Annotated in this window: 19 protein-coding genes; 14 read left to right on the forward strand and 5 right to left on the reverse strand. The window is 60.2% G+C overall.

The window, feature by feature from the left end; genetic code table 11:
* Positions 1 to 13: 13 nt before the first annotated feature.
* From GA0061101_RS26915 to GA0061101_RS26930, 4 genes are all read right to left on the reverse strand, one after another.
* Positions 14 to 1,153: a DUF2333 family protein gene (locus GA0061101_RS26915; protein WP_037194806.1), complete on the reverse strand. Its 1,140-nt coding sequence runs from the start codon at positions 1,151 to 1,153 to the stop codon at positions 14 to 16.
* 198 nt (positions 1,154 to 1,351) lie between these two features.
* The gene (locus GA0061101_RS26920) at positions 1,352 to 2,374 is read right to left on the reverse strand and encodes a hypothetical protein (RefSeq protein ID WP_037194807.1); all 1,023 of its coding nucleotides are present in this window, start codon (positions 2,372 to 2,374) and stop codon (positions 1,352 to 1,354) included.
* A gap of 70 nt (positions 2,375 to 2,444) precedes the next feature.
* Positions 2,445 to 2,831, reverse strand: a complete 387-nt coding sequence (locus GA0061101_RS26925; protein WP_037194811.1) for a c-type cytochrome — start codon at positions 2,829 to 2,831, stop codon at positions 2,445 to 2,447.
* Positions 2,832 to 2,916: 85 nt separating this feature from the next.
* Positions 2,917 to 3,498, reverse strand: coding sequence for a thymidine kinase (locus tag GA0061101_RS26930; protein ID WP_037194813.1), 582 nt, complete (start codon positions 3,496 to 3,498; stop codon positions 2,917 to 2,919).
* A 233-nt stretch (positions 3,499 to 3,731) separates the two neighbouring features.
* Here GA0061101_RS26930 and GA0061101_RS26935 point away from each other — a divergent pair, with 233 nt between their 5' ends.
* The 7 genes from GA0061101_RS26935 to ade all read left to right on the forward strand — a co-directional run bounded on the left by GA0061101_RS26935 (position 3,732) and on the right by ade (position 11,447).
* On the forward strand, positions 3,732 to 4,688 hold the full coding sequence (locus GA0061101_RS26935) for a choline ABC transporter substrate-binding protein (protein WP_037194815.1): 957 nt from the start codon (positions 3,732 to 3,734) through the stop codon (positions 4,686 to 4,688).
* A gap of 178 nt (positions 4,689 to 4,866) precedes the next feature.
* The gene (choW, locus tag GA0061101_RS26940; RefSeq protein WP_037194817.1) at positions 4,867 to 5,712 is read left to right on the forward strand and encodes a choline ABC transporter permease subunit; all 846 of its coding nucleotides are present in this window, start codon (positions 4,867 to 4,869) and stop codon (positions 5,710 to 5,712) included.
* The gene (gene choV, locus GA0061101_RS26945; RefSeq protein ID WP_037194820.1) at positions 5,709 to 6,758 is read left to right on the forward strand and encodes a choline ABC transporter ATP-binding protein; all 1,050 of its coding nucleotides are present in this window, start codon (positions 5,709 to 5,711) and stop codon (positions 6,756 to 6,758) included. Before choW ends, choV begins: the two co-directional genes overlap by 4 nt.
* Before the next feature lie 36 nt (positions 6,759 to 6,794).
* Positions 6,795 to 7,286, forward strand: a complete 492-nt coding sequence (locus GA0061101_RS26950; protein ID WP_037194822.1) for a HugZ family pyridoxamine 5'-phosphate oxidase — start codon at positions 6,795 to 6,797, stop codon at positions 7,284 to 7,286.
* Between the two features lie 367 nt (positions 7,287 to 7,653).
* Positions 7,654 to 7,971, forward strand: a complete 318-nt coding sequence (locus GA0061101_RS26955; protein WP_080760685.1) for an ArsR/SmtB family transcription factor — start codon at positions 7,654 to 7,656, stop codon at positions 7,969 to 7,971.
* Between the two features lie 355 nt (positions 7,972 to 8,326).
* A complete protein-coding gene (aptA, locus tag GA0061101_RS26960; protein ID WP_037194824.1) occupies positions 8,327 to 9,655 on the forward strand; it encodes an omega-aminotransferase AptA in 1,329 nt (442 codons plus the stop codon).
* 94 nt (positions 9,656 to 9,749) lie between these two features.
* Positions 9,750 to 11,447 carry an adenine deaminase gene (gene ade, locus GA0061101_RS26965; RefSeq protein WP_092575901.1) on the forward strand — a complete coding sequence of 566 codons (1,698 nt, stop codon included), beginning with the start codon at positions 9,750 to 9,752 and terminating at the stop codon, positions 11,445 to 11,447.
* Here the strand turns inward: ade and bglA are convergent, their stop codons facing one another.
* On the reverse strand, positions 11,448 to 13,094 hold the full coding sequence (gene bglA / locus GA0061101_RS26970) for a beta-galactosidase BglA (RefSeq protein ID WP_092575783.1): 1,647 nt from the start codon (positions 13,092 to 13,094) through the stop codon (positions 11,448 to 11,450).
* A 292-nt stretch (positions 13,095 to 13,386) separates the two neighbouring features.
* On the opposite strand from bglA, the gene GA0061101_RS26980 reads away from it, so the two are divergent.
* From GA0061101_RS26980 to GA0061101_RS27010, 7 genes are all read left to right on the forward strand, one after another.
* Positions 13,387 to 14,967, forward strand: a complete 1,581-nt coding sequence (locus GA0061101_RS26980; protein ID WP_092575785.1) for a peptide ABC transporter substrate-binding protein — start codon at positions 13,387 to 13,389, stop codon at positions 14,965 to 14,967.
* Positions 14,968 to 15,030: 63 nt separating this feature from the next.
* Positions 15,031 to 15,954, forward strand: coding sequence for an ABC transporter permease subunit (locus tag GA0061101_RS26985; protein ID WP_047562602.1), 924 nt, complete (start codon positions 15,031 to 15,033; stop codon positions 15,952 to 15,954).
* The gene (locus tag GA0061101_RS26990) at positions 15,951 to 16,868 is read left to right on the forward strand and encodes an ABC transporter permease (protein ID WP_034504004.1); all 918 of its coding nucleotides are present in this window, start codon (positions 15,951 to 15,953) and stop codon (positions 16,866 to 16,868) included. The genes GA0061101_RS26985 and GA0061101_RS26990 overlap by 4 nt, the downstream gene beginning before the upstream one ends.
* Before the next feature lies 1 nt (position 16,869).
* Complete coding sequence (locus GA0061101_RS26995; protein WP_037194836.1) at positions 16,870 to 17,865, forward strand: ABC transporter ATP-binding protein; 996 nt, start codon at positions 16,870 to 16,872, stop codon at positions 17,863 to 17,865.
* On the forward strand, positions 17,858 to 18,844 hold the full coding sequence (locus tag GA0061101_RS27000; RefSeq protein WP_037194837.1) for an ABC transporter ATP-binding protein: 987 nt from the start codon (positions 17,858 to 17,860) through the stop codon (positions 18,842 to 18,844). Before GA0061101_RS26995 ends, GA0061101_RS27000 begins: the two co-directional genes overlap by 8 nt.
* Before the next feature lie 94 nt (positions 18,845 to 18,938).
* Positions 18,939 to 19,856, forward strand: a complete 918-nt coding sequence (locus GA0061101_RS27005; RefSeq protein ID WP_092575903.1) for a sugar kinase — start codon at positions 18,939 to 18,941, stop codon at positions 19,854 to 19,856.
* Between the two features lie 124 nt (positions 19,857 to 19,980).
* Complete coding sequence (locus GA0061101_RS27010; RefSeq protein WP_092575789.1) at positions 19,981 to 21,087, forward strand: glycosyltransferase family 4 protein; 1,107 nt, start codon at positions 19,981 to 19,983, stop codon at positions 21,085 to 21,087.
* The last annotated feature ends 204 nt before the right edge of the window (positions 21,088 to 21,291 follow it).

The following is a 21,291-nucleotide window of genomic DNA, read 5'->3' on the forward strand; positions in this document are numbered from 1 at the left end:
GCCGACGCCATGCTTAGCGGCCGCCAAGAACCGTGCGGATTTCAACCAGGCTCGAACGCACGCGCAGAATATGGAAGCCCATCGTCGCCAGATGGCTCGGCATGAATGAGCTGTCCTCAGGTCCATTGGAAATGATGGCGGGCTGGATACGCAACGCTGCTTGCAACTGCGTTATGGTGCCGGTCCAAAGCGTACCGACATTGCGCTCGGCTATGACCTGTTGAAAATCTGCGCCGGCCGCGCTCAGAATGCCGTAAGTGGCGTAAAGCTGACCGTAAGCGAACCAGAAGCGATCGTCCGCACGCGTGTCCAACCAGCCGTAGCTGTGATCTGCGGCTCGCTTTGCCAATATGTCCGCCGTGCTGCCAAGGTCGTTCGCAATGTGGTCGACAAACTGCAGGAGATTGTCAGCGCGTCCGTCGAAAAGCGCCTTGCAGGTGCCAAGATCGGCATTGAAGCTGCGCAGGTTGGTAATTGCCGCGCGATAGTAGCTCGGCGTCGGTGTCTTCGGCCCGAACGGATGCAGCCCGAAATACCAACTCGACTCGTCGAACTGCAAGTTGCCGCGTGCCTTCTGCAGGTCGCTGTTGATGCCGGACGTCCCACGCACGCGGCCGATCGTGTCAACCAGTTCCGCCGAAGTACGGCGAACCACAGAGTTTACGCCCCGTTGGAAGGAGGCCTTGTTGTCCAGAAAAGGCGTGTCGTCCCATGACATACCGAAGAGCCCCAGCTTGTAGAGCACCATTGAGGAGATCCAGGCATTCTGGTTGACGTTGAAATCGGTAAGATCTGCAGCAACATCGACGATTGCCGAGGTTTGGCAGGTCTTCGGCGCGCCGGCGGCGGCTTGTTGTCCGCTTGGTGCTGGAAGCTCCTGCCCGGCAGAGAGCTTGCGGTCCGAAAACTTGTAGACGTCGGGATAAGCGGGATTGAAACCTGTCCAGATCTGCGTCTGCCAGATGAAATAGATGTAGAGAAGTGCCAGCAGCGTCACGAAAGCGACGACCGGCAGCTTGATCAGCCAGTTGCGCTGCCGATACCAGCCATGTGCCGCGAGAAGCGGCCAGGTGATCCAGACGAAGACCAATCCCAGCCACCGCGCAATGGCGCCAACCATTCGCCTGAAAAGTGCTGTGATCGAGTCAAGCATGGACACGTCTCCTAAACCACACCGCGCATCACGCCGACACGCGAACGACGCACTGCACTGAATCCGCGCACCGGCCTTTCCGAAAATCCTTTTCGATTTCCGCACTATAAGGCCTTATCGCCATTCGCGTTCCAGCAAATATGTGTTCCTGGGGAAAACAACAACCGTCTGCACCGATATTTCGACTCCGGACAGCAATCAATCCTGTGGTTGCGCTTCATCGGAAACGTCATTCGCATCCGCAGGCGCAGGCAGAAGATGAGGCTCCAATCGCCTGGTGAATACGCTGTCCGCGCGCGCCTTGCGCGCCGCCAGATCATGTCCCGCCAGCACGTTCATCTCGAAGGCCTCGATCAGCTGCGCAACCGGCGCCGAGCGCGCAACTGGGGGCAATGGAGAATCGATCTCCGACGCCAGCGCCTTCAACAGGGCGATACGCTGTTCGATATCGACTGAGAGCTTGCCCGCCATGGCGTTCACGGCAGCGATCTCGGCATTCAGAGCGCCTGCCAGCCCCTCATAAACGTCGATGAGGCGCTGGTGCGCTGTTCGACCCGACTGCAGGACCCTTTCTTTCTCCCGAAGTCTATCCTGCTCGACGAGCAATTCACGGTAGGTCGCCTCCGGCTCGGATTGCAAATCGCGAACACGCGCTGGAGAAAGATTGCGGCGGTGATCGTTGGTCTTCACCGCCACGGCATCGGCCTGACGCCGTACTTCCTCTATGTCGAAATCAAGCCTCTGCCGCCGCTCGATCACGCCCTCCAGATGCATCTCGCAATCGTGGAAGGATTGCGACAGAGCGGGGCGAGCCCGCTTGAACAAAAGATCAAGCGTGGCCGAGGCATCCAAGACCGCGTCGAGACCGGTGATGATGGTCTCCGGCTTTACCTGACCGTGCCCCAGCCTTCTGCTCAGCAAGCCGGGCTTTTCGAGACCGGCCTTCTCGTCGTACAGCCGCCGATGCTGCAAATCTGCCTGCGCTGTTGTGAGATCCAGTTCCTTCACCAGCGACAGGCCAAGGAATTTCCAGCGGCCCAGCAACTCGACGGTCTCGCGCACCAGCGCTTCTTCTACCGGGAAATTGACGGCTTCCGCACCCCCCCCGCCCTTCGAATGGCCGGCCAGCAGGGTCACGGCTGCGTTCACGCCATTGATGGCATCGCCTAGCGTGATGCGCAGCTTGTCGATTGCGCCCTCGAAGGAATGAGGCCTGACCATGAAAGCGTCTCTCAATTGCCTTTAAGGCGAGACTAACCGCTTCCGTCGGCAAAGAAAATGCCGAACAAACCTATTGGGCCGCAGCGGGATTCTTCAGATAGGCGATCAGATTGTCGAGATCCCTTTCGTTCTTCAGGCCGGGAAACGTCATCCTGGTGCCTTTGACCAGGAACTGCGGGCTTGGCAGGTATTTCCGCAGCAAAGCTTCGTCCCAGACCTTGCCGCCGGCTCCGAACGCTGTCATCGCGGGCGAATATTGATAGTCCGGCACGCTGGCGACCGGACGACCGACAACGCCCATCAGCGACGGTCCGACACGGTTCTCGGGTGCGGTTGCCGTATGGCAGGCTCCGCATTTCCTGAAAACGATAGCGCCCGCAACCGCATCGCCACCCGCACTGGCCGCGGAGGCAAAGGCGAAAACGACGAATGCCAATGTCAGACAGAGCAGTTTCATCCTTCCTCCCGATCCGTCATTCCCGTCAACCGGACGGTGGGCTGCTTCAGGAACGCCTGCCAGATGATGGAGAGGCATGACCACGTCACTCGCCCGATATCGCCTCTTCCCAATGATGGCGGCATAGCGAGACATATTTGTTGCCACCGCCGATCTCGATCTGGGCGCCTTCGCGCACCACTTCCCCAGCCGAATCCAGTCGCACGACCATTGTCGCCTTGCGCCCGCAATGACAAATCGTCCGCACTTCACGCAGCTCATCAGCAATGGTCAGCAACTCCTGCGAACCTGGAAATAATCTCCCGTGAAAATCCGTGCGCAACCCATAGGCCATGACAGGCAGACCCAGGCGATCGACGATATGGGCGAGCTGCCACACTTGCTCACGCGACAGGAATTGCGCTTCGTCAAGGAAGATACAAGCCAACGGTTCGTCGGCATGCATTCCTTCGACCATTGCATAGAGATCGTCCGTAGCCTCGAACGGTATGGCGTCCATCGTCAAGCCGATGCGGGACGCTATCTTGCCACGGCCCGCGCGATCATCCAGCGCCGCGATGAAGGCTGCCGTACGCATGCCGCGTTCCTGATAGTTGTAGGCAGCCTGCAGCAGCATGGTCGATTTACCGGCATTCATCGTCGAATAATGGAAATAGAGCTTGGCCATGACGTTCTCCTTGAACGCTTCATGAAAGCGCTGACGCAAGAAGGAAAGACGCCTCCGCCGAAAACCACAGGAATTAAGTAGGGATTCACGCAACAGGGCATCGACCTGTTAAACTCGACGGGAAAAATGCATGCGTCGCAATCAGCCCCTCCAAACCGGCGCAAATACACTGTGGTTGCTTGAAAATGTCAGTTATTGGTGATTGCTTGGGAACGTAGACTGGGAGTCACGCAATGATAAAAATGACCTTTACCGCATTTGCCTTCGCTTCAGCTCTCTCGGCACTGACATTCGGCGCTTCAGCCGTCTCCGCCGCCGAGGCGGCCAGCTGTAGCACCGTACATTTCGCCGACGTGGGCTGGACTGATATCACCTCCACCACGGCAACCGCCTCCATACTTCTGAAGGCGCTCGGCTACGACACCGACGTCAAGGTGCTGGCCGTGCCGGTGACCTACCAATCGTTGAAAAACAAGGATATCGACGTCTTCCTCGGCAACTGGATGCCCTCCATGGCCGAGAACATCAAGCCGTTCGCCGCGGACAAATCGGTCGAAACCGTCCGCGCTAACCTGGAAGGCGCCAAATACACGCTGGCGACGAACGAAAAGGGTGCCGCTCTCGGCATCAAGGACTTCAAGGATATCGCTGCTCACAAGGACGAACTTGACGGCAAGATCTATGGCATCGAGCCGGGTAACGACGGCAATCGCCTGGTTATCGACATGGTCGACAAGAACTCCTTCGGCCTCAAGGGCTTCGAGGTGGTCGAATCCTCCGAGCAGGGCATGCTCGCCCAGGTCTCGCGCGCCGACAAGGATGGTAAGCCGATCATCTTCCTCGGCTGGGCGCCGCATCCCATGAACACCACCTATAAGATGACCTATCTCACCGGCGGTGACGACGTCTTCGGACCGAACTTCGGCGGTGCGACCGTCTACACCAACGTTCGGGCCGGCTATCTGCAGCAATGCCCGAACGTCGGCGCCTTCGTCAAAAATCTCGTCTTCTCGCTGCCGATGGAAAACGAAATCATGGGCAAGATTCTGAACGACGGCAAGGATCCGGAAGTGGCTGCAACGGAATGGCTGAAGGCCAATCCGGCCGCAGTCACCCCCTGGCTCGCCGGCGTCACCACCAAGGACGGCGGTGACGGGCTTGCAGCGGTAAAGGCCAAGTTCGGCCTGTAACATCGGGGGGATAAGGGGCGGCTCAACCGCCCCTTTCTCTTCCATGGGACTGCTCCCCTCCTATTGCGCCGCGCATCGGGCAACGCCCCATGTGGCGCCATAGGCCGTTATTCTCCGGCGGCCCTATCCGGAACGACCCAAGACGTCCGGGTTCGCCGCCCCAATAGTGGGCAAAGACGTGAACTGGTTAACCGATTTTCGCATCCCCATTGGTCCATGGGCCAAAGCCGCCGTCGATTGGCTGACGACCAATTTCACATGGTTCTTCGACGGCCTTTCCTTCGTCGTCGCGCATGGGATCAATGCGCTGCTGTTCCTCCTGCAGGCGCCGCATCCGCTGATCGTCGTCGTCTTTTTCGCCGCTGTCGCCTACTGGATGCGTCGAAGCGTTGCAGTCACCGCTCTCACCTTCATCGGCCTGCTCATCACCATCAACCAGGGTTACTGGAAAGAGACGACCGAGACGCTTGCGCTGGTTCTGGCTTCCACTTTCGCCTGCATGCTGGTCGGCGTCCCGCTCGGCATCGCCGCGGCGCGACGTCCCTGGCTCTATGCCATCATGCGGCCGATCCTCGACCTGATGCAGACCATCCCGACCTTCGTCTATCTGGTGCCGGCGATGATCCTGCTCGGCCTCGGCATGGTGCCCGGTCTCGTCGCGACCGTCGTCTTCGCCATTCCCGCCTCGATCCGCATGACACGCCTCGGCATCATCTCGACGCCGCCCTCTCTCGTAGAGGCGGCCGAAGCCTTCGGTGCGACGCCGCAGCAGGTGCTCCGTAAGATCGAACTGCCTTTCGCCGCGCCGCAGATCATGGCCGGCCTGACGCAGACCATCATGCTGTCGCTCTCGATGGTCTCCATCGCAGCTCTCGTCGGCGCCCCTGGCCTCGGCGTGCCGGTTCTTCGCGCGCTGAACAGCGTCAATGTCGGCAAGAGCTTCGATTCCGGCGCCTGCATCGTCATCCTGGCGATCATTCTCGACCGCATGTTCCGTGCCCCCGGCGAAGGAGATCGCTCATGACCGTCGCTGTCGGATTCAACAATGTCAGCATCATCTTCGGCGACCGTCCGGACACGGCGCTGAAACTCGCCGACGAAGGCAAGTCGCGCGATGAGATCGGCAAGGCAACGGGCATGGTACTCGGTGTCGCCAACGCGACGCTCGAGATCGAGGAAGGCGAGATCCTCGTGCTCATGGGCCTCTCTGGCTCGGGAAAATCGACGCTGCTGCGCGCCGTCAACGGCCTTGCGCCGGTCGTGCGCGGCGATGTCGTCGTCAACTCGAAGAGCGGTCCCGTCAACCCCTATTCCTGCAGCCCCAAGGCGCTGCGGGACCTGCGCATGCACACCGTCTCCATGGTGTTCCAGCAGTTCGCTCTATTGCCATGGCGCACGGTTGCCGACAACGTCGGCTTCGGCCTCGAGCTTGCCGGCGTGCCGGAAGCGGAACGCAAGAAGCGTGTCGATGAACAACTTCAACTCGTCAATCTCACGCAATGGGCAAGCCGCAAGGTCAACGAACTCTCGGGCGGCATGCAGCAGCGCGTGGGACTGGCGCGCGCCTTCGCCACCGGCGCGCCGATCCTGCTCATGGACGAGCCGTTCTCGGCGCTCGACCCGCTGATCCGCACCCGCCTGCAGGACGAACTCCTGGAATTCCAGCGCCGCCTCAAGCGCACGATCCTGTTCGTCAGCCACGATCTGGACGAGGCGTTTCGCATCGGCAACCGCATCGCCATCATGGAGAGCGGGCACATAATCCAGTGCGGAACACCGCAGGAAATCGTCAAGAATCCGGCCGATCAGTATGTTGCGGACTTCGTGCAGCACATGAACCCGATCAGCATGCTGACAGCGCAGGACGTCATGCAACGGGGCATCGCGCACTCGGCGGCCGGCGGCTCGGTCACCGCGACGGCGAACGCCACCACGCCGCTTGTCGATATCCTCGACGCGCTGACACGCCAGCCGGGCAATATCGGCGTTGTTGACAACGGCACGATTATCGGAACGATCTCGGCGCAAGACGTCGTGGCCGGCCTCACCAGCCACCGGCGCAAGGAGTAGCCGTTCACGGCTGCTCCTTGATCCACGGAGCAGTTCATGAACGACAAGCCATCGGTCACCATGGAAACAGACGAGGATGCGCGCAACCAGGCGCGCACCCTCATGCACAAGGCCGCCCACGCGGCGCTGGCCGTCATCGATCCGGAAACCGGTTTTCCCTCGGTCAGCCGCGTTCTGATCGCCGATGATGCTGATGGCGTGCCGGTCATCCTCGTTTCGGGTCTGGCGACACATACCAGGGCGCTACTGAAAGATGCGCGTGCATCCGCTCTCTTCGGTGAGCCCGGCAAAGGCGATCCCCTTGCCCATCCTCGCCTCACTGTTCGATGCAGTGCCGAGCGCGTCGACCGTCAAAGTGACGCGCACGAGCGCATCCGTGGGCGTTTTCTCGAGCGCCATCCAAAATCGAAACTCTATATCGACTTCCCGGATTTCTGCTTTTTTCGCCTTATTCCACTCGACGCCAGCCTGAACGGCGGCTTTGGAAGGGCCTACATTTTGTCCTCTGAGGACCTTGTGATTCTTTAAGCCGAAAACAAATCGCCGACGCAGTAAGAGCATACAATAGTGCGAGAATTAGTAGCCTGACACCCTGACGTAGCAGAGACCATTACTGGTAGGTTGCAAAGAAATTCTCACGAAAATTGGCATATTTATGGCCTGGAGTTGTCAAGAATCGACCTATTTTGGGGTAATTGGCGCTTCAGGCAGGGAACAGACAACCCTCTTCCCATGTTGTCGCCATCATATATACATGCCTAAAATAGCATACTCGATACCTTAAATTTAGGTATATACAATCTTCGGCCCATATTGGTATTGTTAGATATCGGGTTGGACCGGTTTAGAAATAGCACAATTTCTGATGTACGCTCCACATTAGGAAGTTTAAAACATGAAGACAAGAAATTTGGCCGAACACTCCAATGTTGCGGCAGCGTTACTATCAGCAATGGCGAACCCAAAGCGCCTTTTGATCCTTTGCAGTCTTGTTAAGGGCGAAGTTCCTGTTGGCGTTTTGGCCACTCAGGTCGGACTGAGCCAATCTGCACTTTCCCAGCACCTTTCGAAGCTGCGTGCTCAGAAGCTGGTGAAAACACGCCGTGATGCTCAAACCATTTATTACTCCAGCACATCGGAATCGGTTATTCGAGTTCTCGAAACGCTGGAAGATATTTATTGTGAACCTGAAAAAAGTAGATCGGCTGCTTAGGAGTTGTAACCAGCTCCAAGTCTGCCGACGAACGATCCATGGGCGCGATGCTTTCGAACCTTGAAGATCGACTTGCTTTCATCACCACATGTTTAACTTTTTCAGCTGGCAAATCTTTGGATTTGCCAGCTTTTTCGCGCATGTTCGAGCAATGCTCCTTCGGTGGACAGGCGGCCCGACGCTGTCAACTCGGCCCACAGACGCGGCCTCGCATAGAATCCCTCCCCCTTTTCCCGACGCCATCTTTGCCTTGACGCCAAGAGGCCGATTGATAATTTGACCAGGCAGTAAATATCATCACGCAGCGTAACGCCGCGATCGGGAAATGGCCCCCGAATGGCCGTTGGAGAACAGCATGTCGGACCGTTTGAATGCCACCCCTAATGATTTGCGCGCATTCTGGATGCCGTTTACGGCCAACCGTCAGTTCAAGAAGGAACCGCGCCTCTTCGTCAGCGCCAAAGACATGTACTACACCACCCATGATGGCCGGCAGGTTCTGGACGGAACCGCGGGGCTATGGTGCGTAAACGCCGGGCACTGCCGCCCGAAGATCACCGAGGCCATTGCCCAGCAGGCCGGCGAGCTCGATTATGCGCCCGCCTTCCAGCTCGGCCACCCCAAGGCATTCGAACTGGCGAACCGGCTGGTGGACCTCGCCCCCGAAGGCATGGACCATGTCCTTTACACAAACTCCGGTTCGGAATCGGTCGAAACAGCCCTGAAGATTGCGCTCGCCTATCACCGCGTGAAGGGCAACGGCTCGCGCTTCCGTCTCATCGGCCGTGAGCGCGGCTATCACGGCGTCAATTTCGGCGGCATCTCCGTCGGCGGCATCGTCACCAACCGCAAGATGTTCGGCACGCTTCTGACTGGTGTCGACCATATGCCGCACACGCACGTTCCCGGCAAGAATGCCTTCACGCGCGGCGAGCCCGAGCATGGCGGCGATATTGCCAGCGAGTTGGAGCGTATCGTCACGCTGCACGACGCCTCCACCATCGCCGCCGTCATCGTCGAGCCGGTTGCCGGCTCCACCGGCGTGCTGATCCCGCCGAAGGGCTATCTGCAGAAGCTGCGTGAAATCTGCACCAAGCACGGCATCCTGCTGATCTTCGACGAAGTCATCACCGGCTTCGGCCGCCTCGGCACTCCCTTTGCTGCCCAATATTACGATGTCAAACCGGATATCATCACCACGGCCAAGGGCCTGACCAACGGCGTCATTCCGATGGGTGCTGTTTTCGTCACCTCGGAGATCCATGACGCTTTCATGCAGGGCCCCGAGCACATGATCGAGTTCTTCCACGGCTACACCTATTCGGGCAACCCGATCGCATCCGCCGCCGCGCTTGCCACGCTCGACACCTACAAGGAAGAAGGCCTGCTGACGCGCGCAGCCGAGCTCTCCGACTACTGGGCCGACGCGCTGCATTCGCTGAAGGACTGCCCGAACGTCATCGATATCAGAAATACCGGCCTGATCGGCGCGATCGAGCTCGACCCGATCGCCGGCGAGCCCACCAAGCGTGCCTTCACAGCCTTCCTCAAGGCCTATGAAAAGGGCCTGCTGATCCGCACCACCGGCGACATCATCGCTCTCTCGCCGCCGCTGATCATCGAAAAGCATCACATCGACGAGCTGTTCGGCAAGCTTCGCGAGATCTTGCAGAATAATATCTGAGGCATAGGCTCAGTCACTTCTGCGCCCCTCACGCCCCTTTTTGCACAAGCAGAATGGTTGGGCATGAGGGGCGATCCATATGCGAGGAATGAACATGACCACCAAACTCGAACGCTATATCGACCAGGGCGTGGGCCGAGAGCCGGCGGATATCGTGCTGAAGGGCGGGCGGTTTTTCGATCTGGTGACGGGAGAGCTTGTTGCCTCTGATATCGCCATTTGCGGCGACCGCATCGTCGGCACCTGCGGCGATTATCAGGGGCGCGAAGAGATCGACATATCGGGCCGCATCGTCGTCCCTGGTTTCATCGATACGCATCTCCATATCGAATCCTCGCTGGTGACGCCGCATGAATTCGATCGCTGCGTCCTGCCCTATGGCGTGACGACAGTCATTTGCGATCCGCATGAAATCGCCAATGTGCTCGGTACCGAGGGCATCCAGTATTTCCTGGACAGTTCGCTTGAAACCATCATGGATATCCGCGTCCAGCTTTCCTCCTGTGTACCGGCTACGCATCTGGAAACCTCCGGCGCCGATCTGCCGATCGAAAAGCTGCTGCCCTTCCGCGACCACCCGAAGGTGATCGGCCTTGCCGAATTCATGAATTTCCCCGGCGTGATCCACAAGGATCCTGTATGCATGGCGAAGCTTGAGGCCTTCCAGGGTGGCCATATCGACGGCCATGCGCCGTTGCTGCGCGGCAATGATCTCAACGGCTATCTCTCAGCCGGCATCCGCACGGAGCATGAATCGACCACCGCCGAGGAGGCGCTGGAGAAGATCCGCAAGGGCATGCAGGTGCTTGTGCGCGAAGGTTCGGTCTCCAAGGACCTGCATGCGCTGATGCCTATCATCACCGAGCGCCTGTCGCCCCATCTCGCACTCTGCACCGACGATCGCAATCCCCTTGATATCGCCGAGCAAGGCCATCTGGACTACATGATCCGCACGACGATCGCCCATGGCGTCGAGCCGCTGGCCATCTATCGCGCCGCTTCGATTTCGGCGGCGCGTGCTTTCGGCCTGCGGGACCGCGGTCTGGTGGCGCCCGGCTGGCGCGCCGATCTCGTCGTTATCGATAGCCTCGAGAATTGCAAGGCTGAGACCGTCTTCTCCGCCGGCCGCCGCGTCACGGCCGAGCTCTTCGCCGCCCGCAAGCTCATCGCTCCCGTCGGCCTCGACAGTGTCAAGGCCCGCCCGATCAACGCCGCCGACTTCGGTGTGCCGGTCAGCGAGGGCGAAAGCTCCGTCATCGGCGTCACCCCCGGCAAGATCATCACCGAACATCGCCGCTATCGCCTGCCCGCCAAGGGCAACCAGACCGATATCGACCTCGGCAACGATATCATCAAGGTCGCTGTCATCGAACGGCACGGCAAGAACGGCAATCATGCCAACGGCTTCGTTCAGGGCTTTGGGTTGAAGAAGGGCGCGATCGCCTCCACAGTCGGTCATGACAGCCACAATATCTGCGTCGTCGGCGTCGACGAGGATGACATGGCGCTCGCCGCCAATCGCCTCAGCGATATCAACGGCGGCTTCGTGGTCGTCGAGAACGGTGTCGTCACCGGCGAGATCGCCCTGCCCATCGCCGGCCTCATGAGCCTCGAACCCTATGAAAGCGTCCGCGACACGCTCCACCACTTGCGCCAAGCGGCCTACGCCCTCGGCGCGACGCTGGAAGAGCCCTTCCTGCAGCTCGCCTTCCTGCCCCTGCCCGTCATCCCGCACCTGAAGATATCGGATAAAGGTCTGGTCGATGTCGACAAGTTCATGCTGATCGGCTGATCAGGCGAGTTGGCCGCAATAGACGTCGAGAGCAGCGAGTGTCACCGCCGCTCCGGCGTCGCCCGTTCCGAAACCCGGCATGGCGATGGTCTTTGCCGGTTTGATGCCTTTCGGCAGGATAACCTTCACCGGCTCGCGTGAGAGATTGAAGACGAACAGCAGCGTCTCGCCATCCTTCGAGCGCGTGAAGGCGAGAACATCTTCCTCGGTGTCGAGGAAGGTCATATCGCCGTCGCGCAAGGCGGCATATTCCCTCCGGAAGGCCAGTGTCTGCCGATAGTGATGCAGCACGGAATCCTCGTCTGCCTCCTGCTTGTCCAAGGCAAGAGACGCATGCTGGTAAGGCACCGGCAGCCAGGATTTCTCGGCGGTCGTAAACCCGGCATGGGCACGGCTCGCTTCCCAGGGCATCGGCGTGCGGCATCCGTCACGACCCTTGAAGGCCGGCCAGAAGCGAATGCCATAGGGATCGCGCAGATCCTCGAAGGCAAGCTCCGCCTCCGGCAGACCCAACTCCTCCCCCTGATACAGGCAGATCGAGCCGCGCAACGTCGAGAGCAGCGAAATCGCCAGCTTGGCGACGCGCGGCTGCTCTTCCTCCGTCAGCGCGAAGCGGCTGACATGGCGCTGCACATCGTGATTGGAAAAGGCCCAGCAGACCCAGCCGTCGACGACGTTATCCTGAAAATCGCCGACGCAACGGCGGAAATGCGCCGGGGTAAAATCCGGCCCCAGCAGGTCGAATGTATAGCACATGTGCAGCTTGTCGCCGCCGCTGGTATAGGCGGCCACCGTCTGCAGCGAACGGGCGCCGTCGCCCACCTCGCCGACCGTCGCGCGATCCTCATATTGATCGAGCAGCGCACGGAACCGCTTCAGGAAGCCGATATTCTCCGGCTGGGTCTTGTCATAGAGATGGTTCTGCATGCCGTAGGGATTGCTCTCCGGCGCGTCCAGGCCACCCGTCGCAACGAGCGCCGGCGGATTGTCGCGCAGCTCCTTGTCGCAGAAATAGTAATTAACCGTATCCAGGCGGAAGCCGTCGACACCGCGGTCGAGCCAGAATTTCACGGCCGCCAGCACCGCGCCCTGAACTTCGGGATTATGGAAGTTCAGGTCCGGTTGCGAGGTCAGGAAGTTGTGCTGGTAATATTGCCGGCGCACGCCGTCCCATTCCCAGCCTGGCCCACCGAAGATCGAAAGCCAGTTGTTCGGCGCCGTGCCATCCGGTTTCGGATCGGCCCACACATACCAATCCGCCTTGGGATTGTCGCGGCTTGCCCGGCTCTCCACGAACCAGGGATGCCGGTCCGACGTATGCGAGATGACCTGATCGATGATGACCTTGAGCCCCAGCGCATGCGCCGCCGCCATCATCTCGTCGAAATCGTCAAGCGTGCCGAAAATCGGATCGACGTCGCAATAGTCGGCGACATCGTAGCCCATGTCCGCCATCGGCGAGGTGAAGAACGGTGCCAGCCAGATCGCATCGACCCCGAGTGCGGCAATATGAGGCAGGCGGCGGGTGATCCCCTTGATGTCGCCAAGCCCGTTGGCATCCGTATCCTGAAACGATCGCGGGTAGACCTGATAGATCACGGCGCCGCGCCACCAGTCGGCTCCCGCCGCCTTCCTTGTCGATTTCATCCAACCGCCTCGATATCGCACACGGTCTTTCAATTTGCATACTCGGCCGCAGGCGGCAAGCCGCAATCGGGCGGAGGCGCGAACCCGAGGCCGGAAGCATAAATTCGCAGCATCAATTTTAGCGAATTATCAACATGGATGCCCACACGCAAAGCCTGTGCGTCTTTTTGGGGCTTGAATGCGACGCCGCTTTGGATAACTTCCGACATTGACCTGCACGTACGGGTCACCTGCGGGATCAAAAATATCCTTGTAAAACAAGGACAATAACTCCAGAAAGGTGGGAAAACATATGTCTCATTTGGCCAGAAGATTTATCGCGACGGCGTTCGTCAGCACGATATTGAGCCTCTCCGCTCATGCCGCGACCCTCAATATCCACAACGGCGGCGACCCCACGTCGCTCGATCCGCAAAAAATTTCGGGCGACTGGGAAAACCGTATCGACGGCGATATTTTCGAAGGCTTGGTGACCGAAGATCCCAAGGACAACCCCATTCCCGGCCAGGCCGCGAGCTGGACCATTTCCGCCGACCAGAAGGTCTATACCTTCAAGTTACGCGACGGCATCAAGTGGTCCGACGGCACGCCTGTCACCGCTCAGGACTTCGTCTTTGCTTTCCAGCGTCTGATGGACCCGAAGACCGCCGCCCAATACGCCTACCTGCAATACACGATCAAGAACGCGGAAAAGATCAACAAGGGCGAGATCAAGGATCTGACCCAGCTCGGCGTCAAGGCGATCGACGACAAGACGCTGGAAATCACGCTCGAGAACCCGACCCCTTACTTCCTCAACGCCTTGATGCATTACACGGCCTATCCGCTGCCGAAGCATGTCGTCGAAGCGAAGGGCGATAGCTGGGTCAAGGTCGAAAACATCGTCACCAACGGCCCTTACAAACCGGTCGAATGGGTGCCCGGCTCGCATGTCAGCAACGTCAAGAACGACCAGTACTATGACGCCAAGGACGTGAAGATCGACAAGGTGAACTTCTATACGCTGGAAGATCAGTCTGCCGCCCTCAAGCGCTATCGCGCCGGCGAATTCGATATTCTGACCTCGTTTCCCGCCGATCAGTATGAGTGGATCCAGAAGAACCTTCCCGGCCAGGCGCATGTGGTTCCGTTCCTCGGCACCTACTATTACGTACTGAACGCCACCAAGCCGCCCTTCAACGACAAGCGCGTCCGCCAGGCTCTCTCGATGGCCGTCAACCGCGAGGTCATCGGCCCGAAGATTCTGGGCACCGGCGAACTGCCGATGTATTCCTGGGTACCGCCGGGCACGGCCAATTATGGCGAGCCGGCCTATGTCAGCTGGAAGGACGAGCCTTACAAGCAGAAGGTCGAAGAGGCCAAGAAGCTGTTGAAGGAAGCAGGCTTCGGTCCTGACCATCCGCTGAAGGCGCAGCTGCGCTACAACACCAACGACAACCACAAGCGCATCGCCGTGGCGATCGCCGCCATGTGGAAGCCGCTCGGCGTCGACATCGAGCTCTACAACACCGAAACCAAGGTGCATTACGATGAAATGCAGCGCGGCCAGGTGGAAATCGGCCGTGCTGGCTGGCTCGCTGACTACAACGATCCGATCAACTTCCTGAACCTGCTGTCGACCGGCGTCGAAATGAATTATGGCCGCTGGAGCAATCCGGACTACGACGCTCTGATCAAGCAGGGCAACGAAGAGATCGATCTGAAGAAGCGCGCCGAGATCTATAAGAAGGCCGAGCAGCTCGCCCTCGACGATAGCGCCGCGATCCCGATCTACTACTACGTTTCGCAGAACATCGTCGCCCCGAAGGTGCAGGGCTTCGTCGACAATATTCAGGACATTCACCGCACGCGCTGGCTGTCCGTCAAAGAATAGGTCCCAAAGAATAGATAGGAAAAGGCCCTGCCCGCTCTTGCCGGGCGGGGCCTCAACGCACCCATGTTTCGCTACGCTCTCCGTCGTCTGCTGTCGACAATCCCCGTACTGTGGATTGCCGTGACAGTGTGCTTTTTCATTCTGCGCCTCGCTCCCGGCGGCCCCTTCGATGGCGAACGGCCATTGCCGCCGGAAGTCAAAGCCAACCTCGCGGCCCACTACAATCTGGATAAGCCGCTGGTCGAGCAATACCTGATCTATGTCGGCGACGTGATGAAGGGCGACCTCGGCCCCTCCTTCGCCAATCAGGACTTCACCGTCACCCAGCAGATTATGTCGGGATTTCCCTATACGCTGACGATCGGCGGCTCCGCCTTCGTGCTCGCCACCATCATCGGCGTTTTCATCGGCTGTCTTGGGGCGCTGTATCAGAACCGCAGCGCCGACTACTGGCTGGGCGGAGGCCTGCTTATCGGCTTGGTCATGCCGAGCTTCCTCATTGCCCCGATCCTCCAGCTTGTCTTCGGCAACGAACTCGGCTGGCTGCCCGTCGGCGGCTGGGGCGATGGTTCGGTCCGGTTCCTGGTCCTTCCCATCATCGTTCTGACCCTGCCGCACGCGGCGCGCATCTCACGCCTGATGCGCGGCTCGATGATCGAGGTGATGAGCCAGAATTTCATCCGCACCGCCAAGGCCAAGGGTATCGGCCCCAGGCTCACCGTGATGCGCCATGCATTGAAACCGGCCATGATGCCCGTCGTCTCCTATCTCGGACCGGCGGCAAGTTATCTCCTCACCGGTTCGCTGGTCGTGGAAAGCATCTTCGGCCTTCCCGGTGTCGGCCGCTACTTCGTCGGCGCGGCGCTTAATCGTGATTACGGCATGGTCCTCGGCACCGTCATTTTCTACATGGTCCTGATCGTGGTCCTCAATCTGCTGGTCGACATCGCCTATGCCTGGCTCGATCCGAAAGTGAGAATGCGATGATCCTCAATTCAGCCAAGAGAGAACTGTTGGAAGCGGAACTGCTTTCGGCAGAAGGGCTCGCGCCCAAGGGGCGCTCCCTCAGCGGCGATGCGATGCGTCGCCTGCTGCGCAACAAGGCGGCGGCACTGTCGCTGATCGTGCTGGCGCTGCTGGTCCTCATCGCCATTTTCGGCCCGAGCTTCCTTCCCTTCAACTACGAGGATCCGGACTGGACCTCCTTCCGAGGTCCCCCGGATTTCGCCGCCGGCCACTATTTCGGCACGGATGGCAATGGCCGCGACCTGCTGGCGCGCACGCTCTACGGCACGCGCGTTTCGTTGACCGTCGCCCTCGTGGCAACCCTCGTCTCGGTGCTCATCGGCGTGCTTTACGGCGCCGTTTCCGGCTATTTCGGCGGTCGCGTCGATGCCATCATGATGCGATTCGTCGATATCATGTACGCGCTGCCCTATGTCCTCTTCGTCATCCTGCTGATGGTGATCTTCGGCCGCAACGTCTATCTGCTGTTCGCGGCAATCGGCGCGCTCGAATGGCTGACCATGGCCCGCATCGTGCGCGGCCAGACATTATCCATCAAGCAGCGGGAATTCATCGAAGCCGCCCGCGCCTCGGGCCAGCGGTCGTTCAAGATCATCCTCAAGCACATCGTCCCGAACCTCGTCGGTCCGGTCGTCATCTACGCGACGCTCACCATTCCGGAGATAATCGCCACGGAAAGCTTCCTGTCCTATCTCGGCTTCGGCGTGCAGGAACCGCTGACATCGCTCGGCACGCTGATCGCCGAGGGCTCGGCCGGCATGGAAACGACGCCCTGGATACTGTTTTTCCCCGCCGGCTTCCTGGTCGCGCTGCTGATGAGCCTGCTCTTCATCGGCGATGGTCTGCGCGACGCTTTCGATCCGAAGGATCGCTGATATGACAGACACGCTTCTTGAACTCAAAGATTACTCGATCACCTTCCGCACACCGGAAGGCGAGGTCGCCGCCGTCTCGAAACTGAATCTGAAGATCGGCCGCGGCGAACGCGTCGCTGTCGTCGGCGAATCCGGTTCCGGCAAGAGCCAGACCTTCCTCGGCCTGATGGGCCTGCTCGCCAAGAACGGCCGCACCAGCGGTCAGGCGCTGCTCGATGGCAAGGACATCCTGAAACTGAAGCCGCGTGAACTCGATCACGTGCGCGGCAAGGATGTGGCGATGGTCTTCCAGGACCCGATGACGGCCCTCAATCCGTCGTTGCGCATCTCCCGGCAGTTGACTGAGCAGTTGGAAGTCCACGGCGGCTTGTCGGCACGGGCGGCATCGACTACGGCGCTGGACATGCTGAAACGTGTCGGCATTCCCGACCCGACGCGCCGCTTCAACCTTTATCCACACGAGCTTTCGGGCGGCATGCGTCAGCGTATCGTCATCGCCATGGCGCTGCTCACCAAGCCGAAGCTTCTGATCGCCGACGAGCCGACAACCGCGCTCGACGTTACCATCCAGGCGCAGATTCTCGATCTTTTCAATGAGTTGACGGCCGAAATGCACACCGCGCTCGTCATGATTACCCATGACCTCGGCGTCGTGGCCGGCCTGGCCGACCGTGTCGCCGTCATGTATGCCGGCCGCATCGTCGAGGAAGCGCCGGTCGACGAACTGTTCGAAAACCCGGCCCATCCTTACACAGCAGCGCTTCACGCCTCGATCCCGCGGCCTGACCAGGATGTCGACGATCTCGCCGTCATCCCCGGCCGGCCGCCAAACCTGATGCACCTGCCGCGCGGCTGTGCCTTCTCGCCGCGTTGCGCCCATGTGGAGGACGACTGTATCGATGCGCCGCCGCCGCTCGATCAATTGGCGCCGCAGCGCTGTGCGGCCTGCTTCCATCCCCTTTCGGCTAATCAGGAACGGAGCCTCGTCCATGGCTGAGCAAACGCTTCTGAAGGTCGAGCATCTGACCACCGAATTCGAACTGCCGTCGAAATCCTTCTTCAAGCCACCGATGATCCTGACGGCGGTCAACGATGTCAGCTTCGAACTGAAGACCGGGCGCACGCTCGGCATCGTCGGCGAATCGGGCTGCGGCAAGTCGACGCTCGGCCGCTCCATCCTGCGGCTGATCCGGGCGCAGAAGGGCCGCATCATGTGGCAAGGCGGCAATCTTCTCGATCTCACTGACGAGGAGATGCGTGCCGCTCGTCGCGACATGCAGATCATCTTCCAGGACCCGATCGCTTCGCTCGATCCGCGCATGACGGTCGGCGATATCATCGCCGAGCCGCTCACCGTGTTCGAGCCGAAACTGACAAGAGCCCAAAGACAGGATCGCGTCCGCGAGATCATGGCGGCGGTCGGCCTGGTGCCCGAGATGATCAACCGCTATCCGCATGAGTTTTCGGGGGGCCAGGCTCAGCGCATCGGCATTGCCCGCGCTGTCATCACCCGTCCGAAGCTGATCATCTGCGACGAGCCGGTCTCAGCGCTGGACGTTTCGATCCAAGGGCAGGTCATCACGCTCTTGCGCCGTCTGCGGAAGGAGTTCGGCCTGACGCTGATCTTCATCAGCCACGATCTTTCCGTCGTGCGCCTGATCTCGGACGACGTGCTGGTGCTCTATCTCGGAAAGGTGGTGGAAGCCGGCGAAGCCGCTACAGTCTTCGACCATCCGGCCCATCCCTATACACAGGCGCTGTTCTCGGCGGCACCCATCCCGGATCCGAAGCTGGCGCGTCGCCGTGAGCGCATTCGCCTGCAAGGCGATCCGCCCTCACCGCTCAATCCACCGCCGGGTTGCGTCTTCTCGCCACGCTGCTGGAAGGCGACGGACATATGCCGCACGAAGATGCCGCCGACCGAGCAGGTGCGCCCCGGCCAGACGGCCGCCTGCTATCACATGGACCGGCCGTAAGGCCTCAAAGGTAGACGGCGGCAGCCGCCGTCCACCTTGCCCAAGCGGCTGCTTGCGCGTATTCAGCAGCAAGGCAAAAATGCAGGAGGAAGTCTTGGGCGGGCGTTTTCTATCGATCGGCGAATGCATGGTGGAGTTGTCGCAGGCCGACGACGGACACCTGCGCAAGGGTTTCGCCGGCGACACCTTCAACACTGCCTGGTATGCTCGCGCCTGCCTGCCTGCCGATTGGTCCGTCGATTATTTCACCACGCTCGGCGATGACGCCATGTCGGACGAAATGGTCGCCTTCATGCGCGGCGCCGGCATCGGCACCGCGGACATCCGCCGCCTGCGCGGCAAGACGCCGGGCCTCTACATGATCAACCTGAAGAATGGCGAACGCTCCTTCAGCTATTGGCGCGACAGTTCGGCAGCCCGCCTTCTCGCGGCAGACGGCGATGCGCTGCGCGCCTCGATAGAAGCGTCGGACGTGCTATATTTTTCGGGCATTACGCTGGCGATCCTGCCGCGCGAGGATGCCTATACGCTGCTGGCTGAGCTCCGCCGCGCCAAGGCCGCCGGCAAGCCGGTGGCCTTCGACCCCAACCTGCGCCCACGCCTGTGGTCCAGCCTGGATGCCATGCACACCATGATCACGGACGGCGCGCGCGCCTCGACCGTCGTGATGCCGAGCTTCGATGACGAAGCCGCGCATTTCGGCGACGACTCGATTGCGGGCACCATCCGTCGATACCGGCAGTACGGAGCCGATATGGTCGTCGTCAAGAACGGCCCCGAAGGCGCCACCGTCGGCACCGACGCCAATGAAACGCTCGTGCCTGCGGTCAAGGTCGACAAGGTCGTCGATACCACCAGCGCCGGCGACAGCTTCAACGGCGCGTTTCTCGCCCATTACCTGCAGCATGGCGATCCGCTCGCCGCTGCCGCCTTCGCCGCCGAAATCGCCGCGAAAGTCATTCAGGAATACGGCGCCCTCGTCTCGCCCAAGAAGCTGAACACCGCCAGATAACCACTGTAATATTTCCATCATGGACACCCCCCACAATAAGGTGGGCGCGGGAATCATGTTTGAAGCACCGCAATCGGCTTGCACCGCCATCATGAGGATGCGGCGCGGATGGGCAGTTTTGGGCATGTTACAGCGATTGTCAGACATCGATCACACCATATGGGACCAGGCAGCGACGCCGGTCGCCGTGCCGGAGCGGCTGCTCATCGTCAGCGATGCCTGGCATCCGCAGGTGAACGGCGTCGTCCGCTCGATCGAGAACACCAATCGCGAACTGACGCGCATGGGTGTCGAAGTGTCGATGATCACGCCGGACGGCTTTCGCAACATCCCCTGCCCAACCTATCCGGAAATCCGGCTTTCTATTGCCAGCTATCGCAAGATCGCCAGCAGGATCGAAGCGCTCCGACCGACCTATGTGCATATCGCCACGGAAGGTCCGCTCGGGCTCACTGCACGGCGCTGGTGCCTCAGAAACGGCATGCCTTTTTCGACCAGCTATCACACCCGCTTTCCCGAATATGTCTCGGCGCGCCTGCCGATACCGCAAAGCTGGCTCTATGCCTTCGTCAAATGGTTTCACAATGCCGGTTTCGGCTGCATGGTGGCAACGCCGAGCCTCGCCAACGAGCTCAAGCAGCGCGGTATCCATAATCTGCTGCCCTGGAGCCGCGGCATCGATTCGACGCTCTTTCGGCCGCAACCGCTCGAAGACAATCCCTTCGGCCTGCCCCGCCCGATCTTCATGACCGTCGGTCGCGTCGCTCTCGAAAAGAACCTGCCGGCCTTCCTCGATCTTGATCTGCCGGGATCGAAAGTGGTCATCGGCGATGGACCCGCGCGCGCGGAACTGCAGAAGCTCTATCCGGATGTGCATTTTCTGGGCGCGAAGTTCGGCGAGGAGTTGGCGCATGCCTATTCTCAGGCCGACGTCTTCGTCTTCCCGTCGAAAACCGATACGTTCGGCAATGCCATTCTGGAAGCTTTGGCGAGCGGCGTTCCGGTCGCCGCCTACCCTGTCACTGGCCCGGCCGACATTCTCGGCGGCAACGAGCCGGCCGGCGTGGTGGATATAGATTTGGCGAAAGCCTGCCTTGCCGCGCTGTCCTGCTCACGTGAAGCAGCGCGTACCGTGGCGCTCAACTATTCCTGGGAGGCCGCCACCGCCCAATTCATCGGCAACGTCCGCATTGCCAACCATCGTGGCCGGATGAGGATGCGCAGGGATTGAGCCCGCGCCACGGCCAGGCTCGATATTGAATTCTTCACACCCATCTCCAGATAATTGGTAGCGGCGCGCATATGCGCGGCAGCGGGCATGAGCGTGTCGGGTCCGAATGGCGGCCGAAGTGCTCAAGAGTTTACCTCTCGCGGGTTGGTTTTCCGAAAAGCACAAGAAATCCATAGCCGTCGCGCGCTTTTAGATGTACGATTA

Source organism: Martinezella lusitana (genome assembly GCF_900094565.1).
Classification (GTDB): Bacteria; Pseudomonadota; Alphaproteobacteria; order Rhizobiales; family Rhizobiaceae; genus Rhizobium; species Rhizobium lusitanum.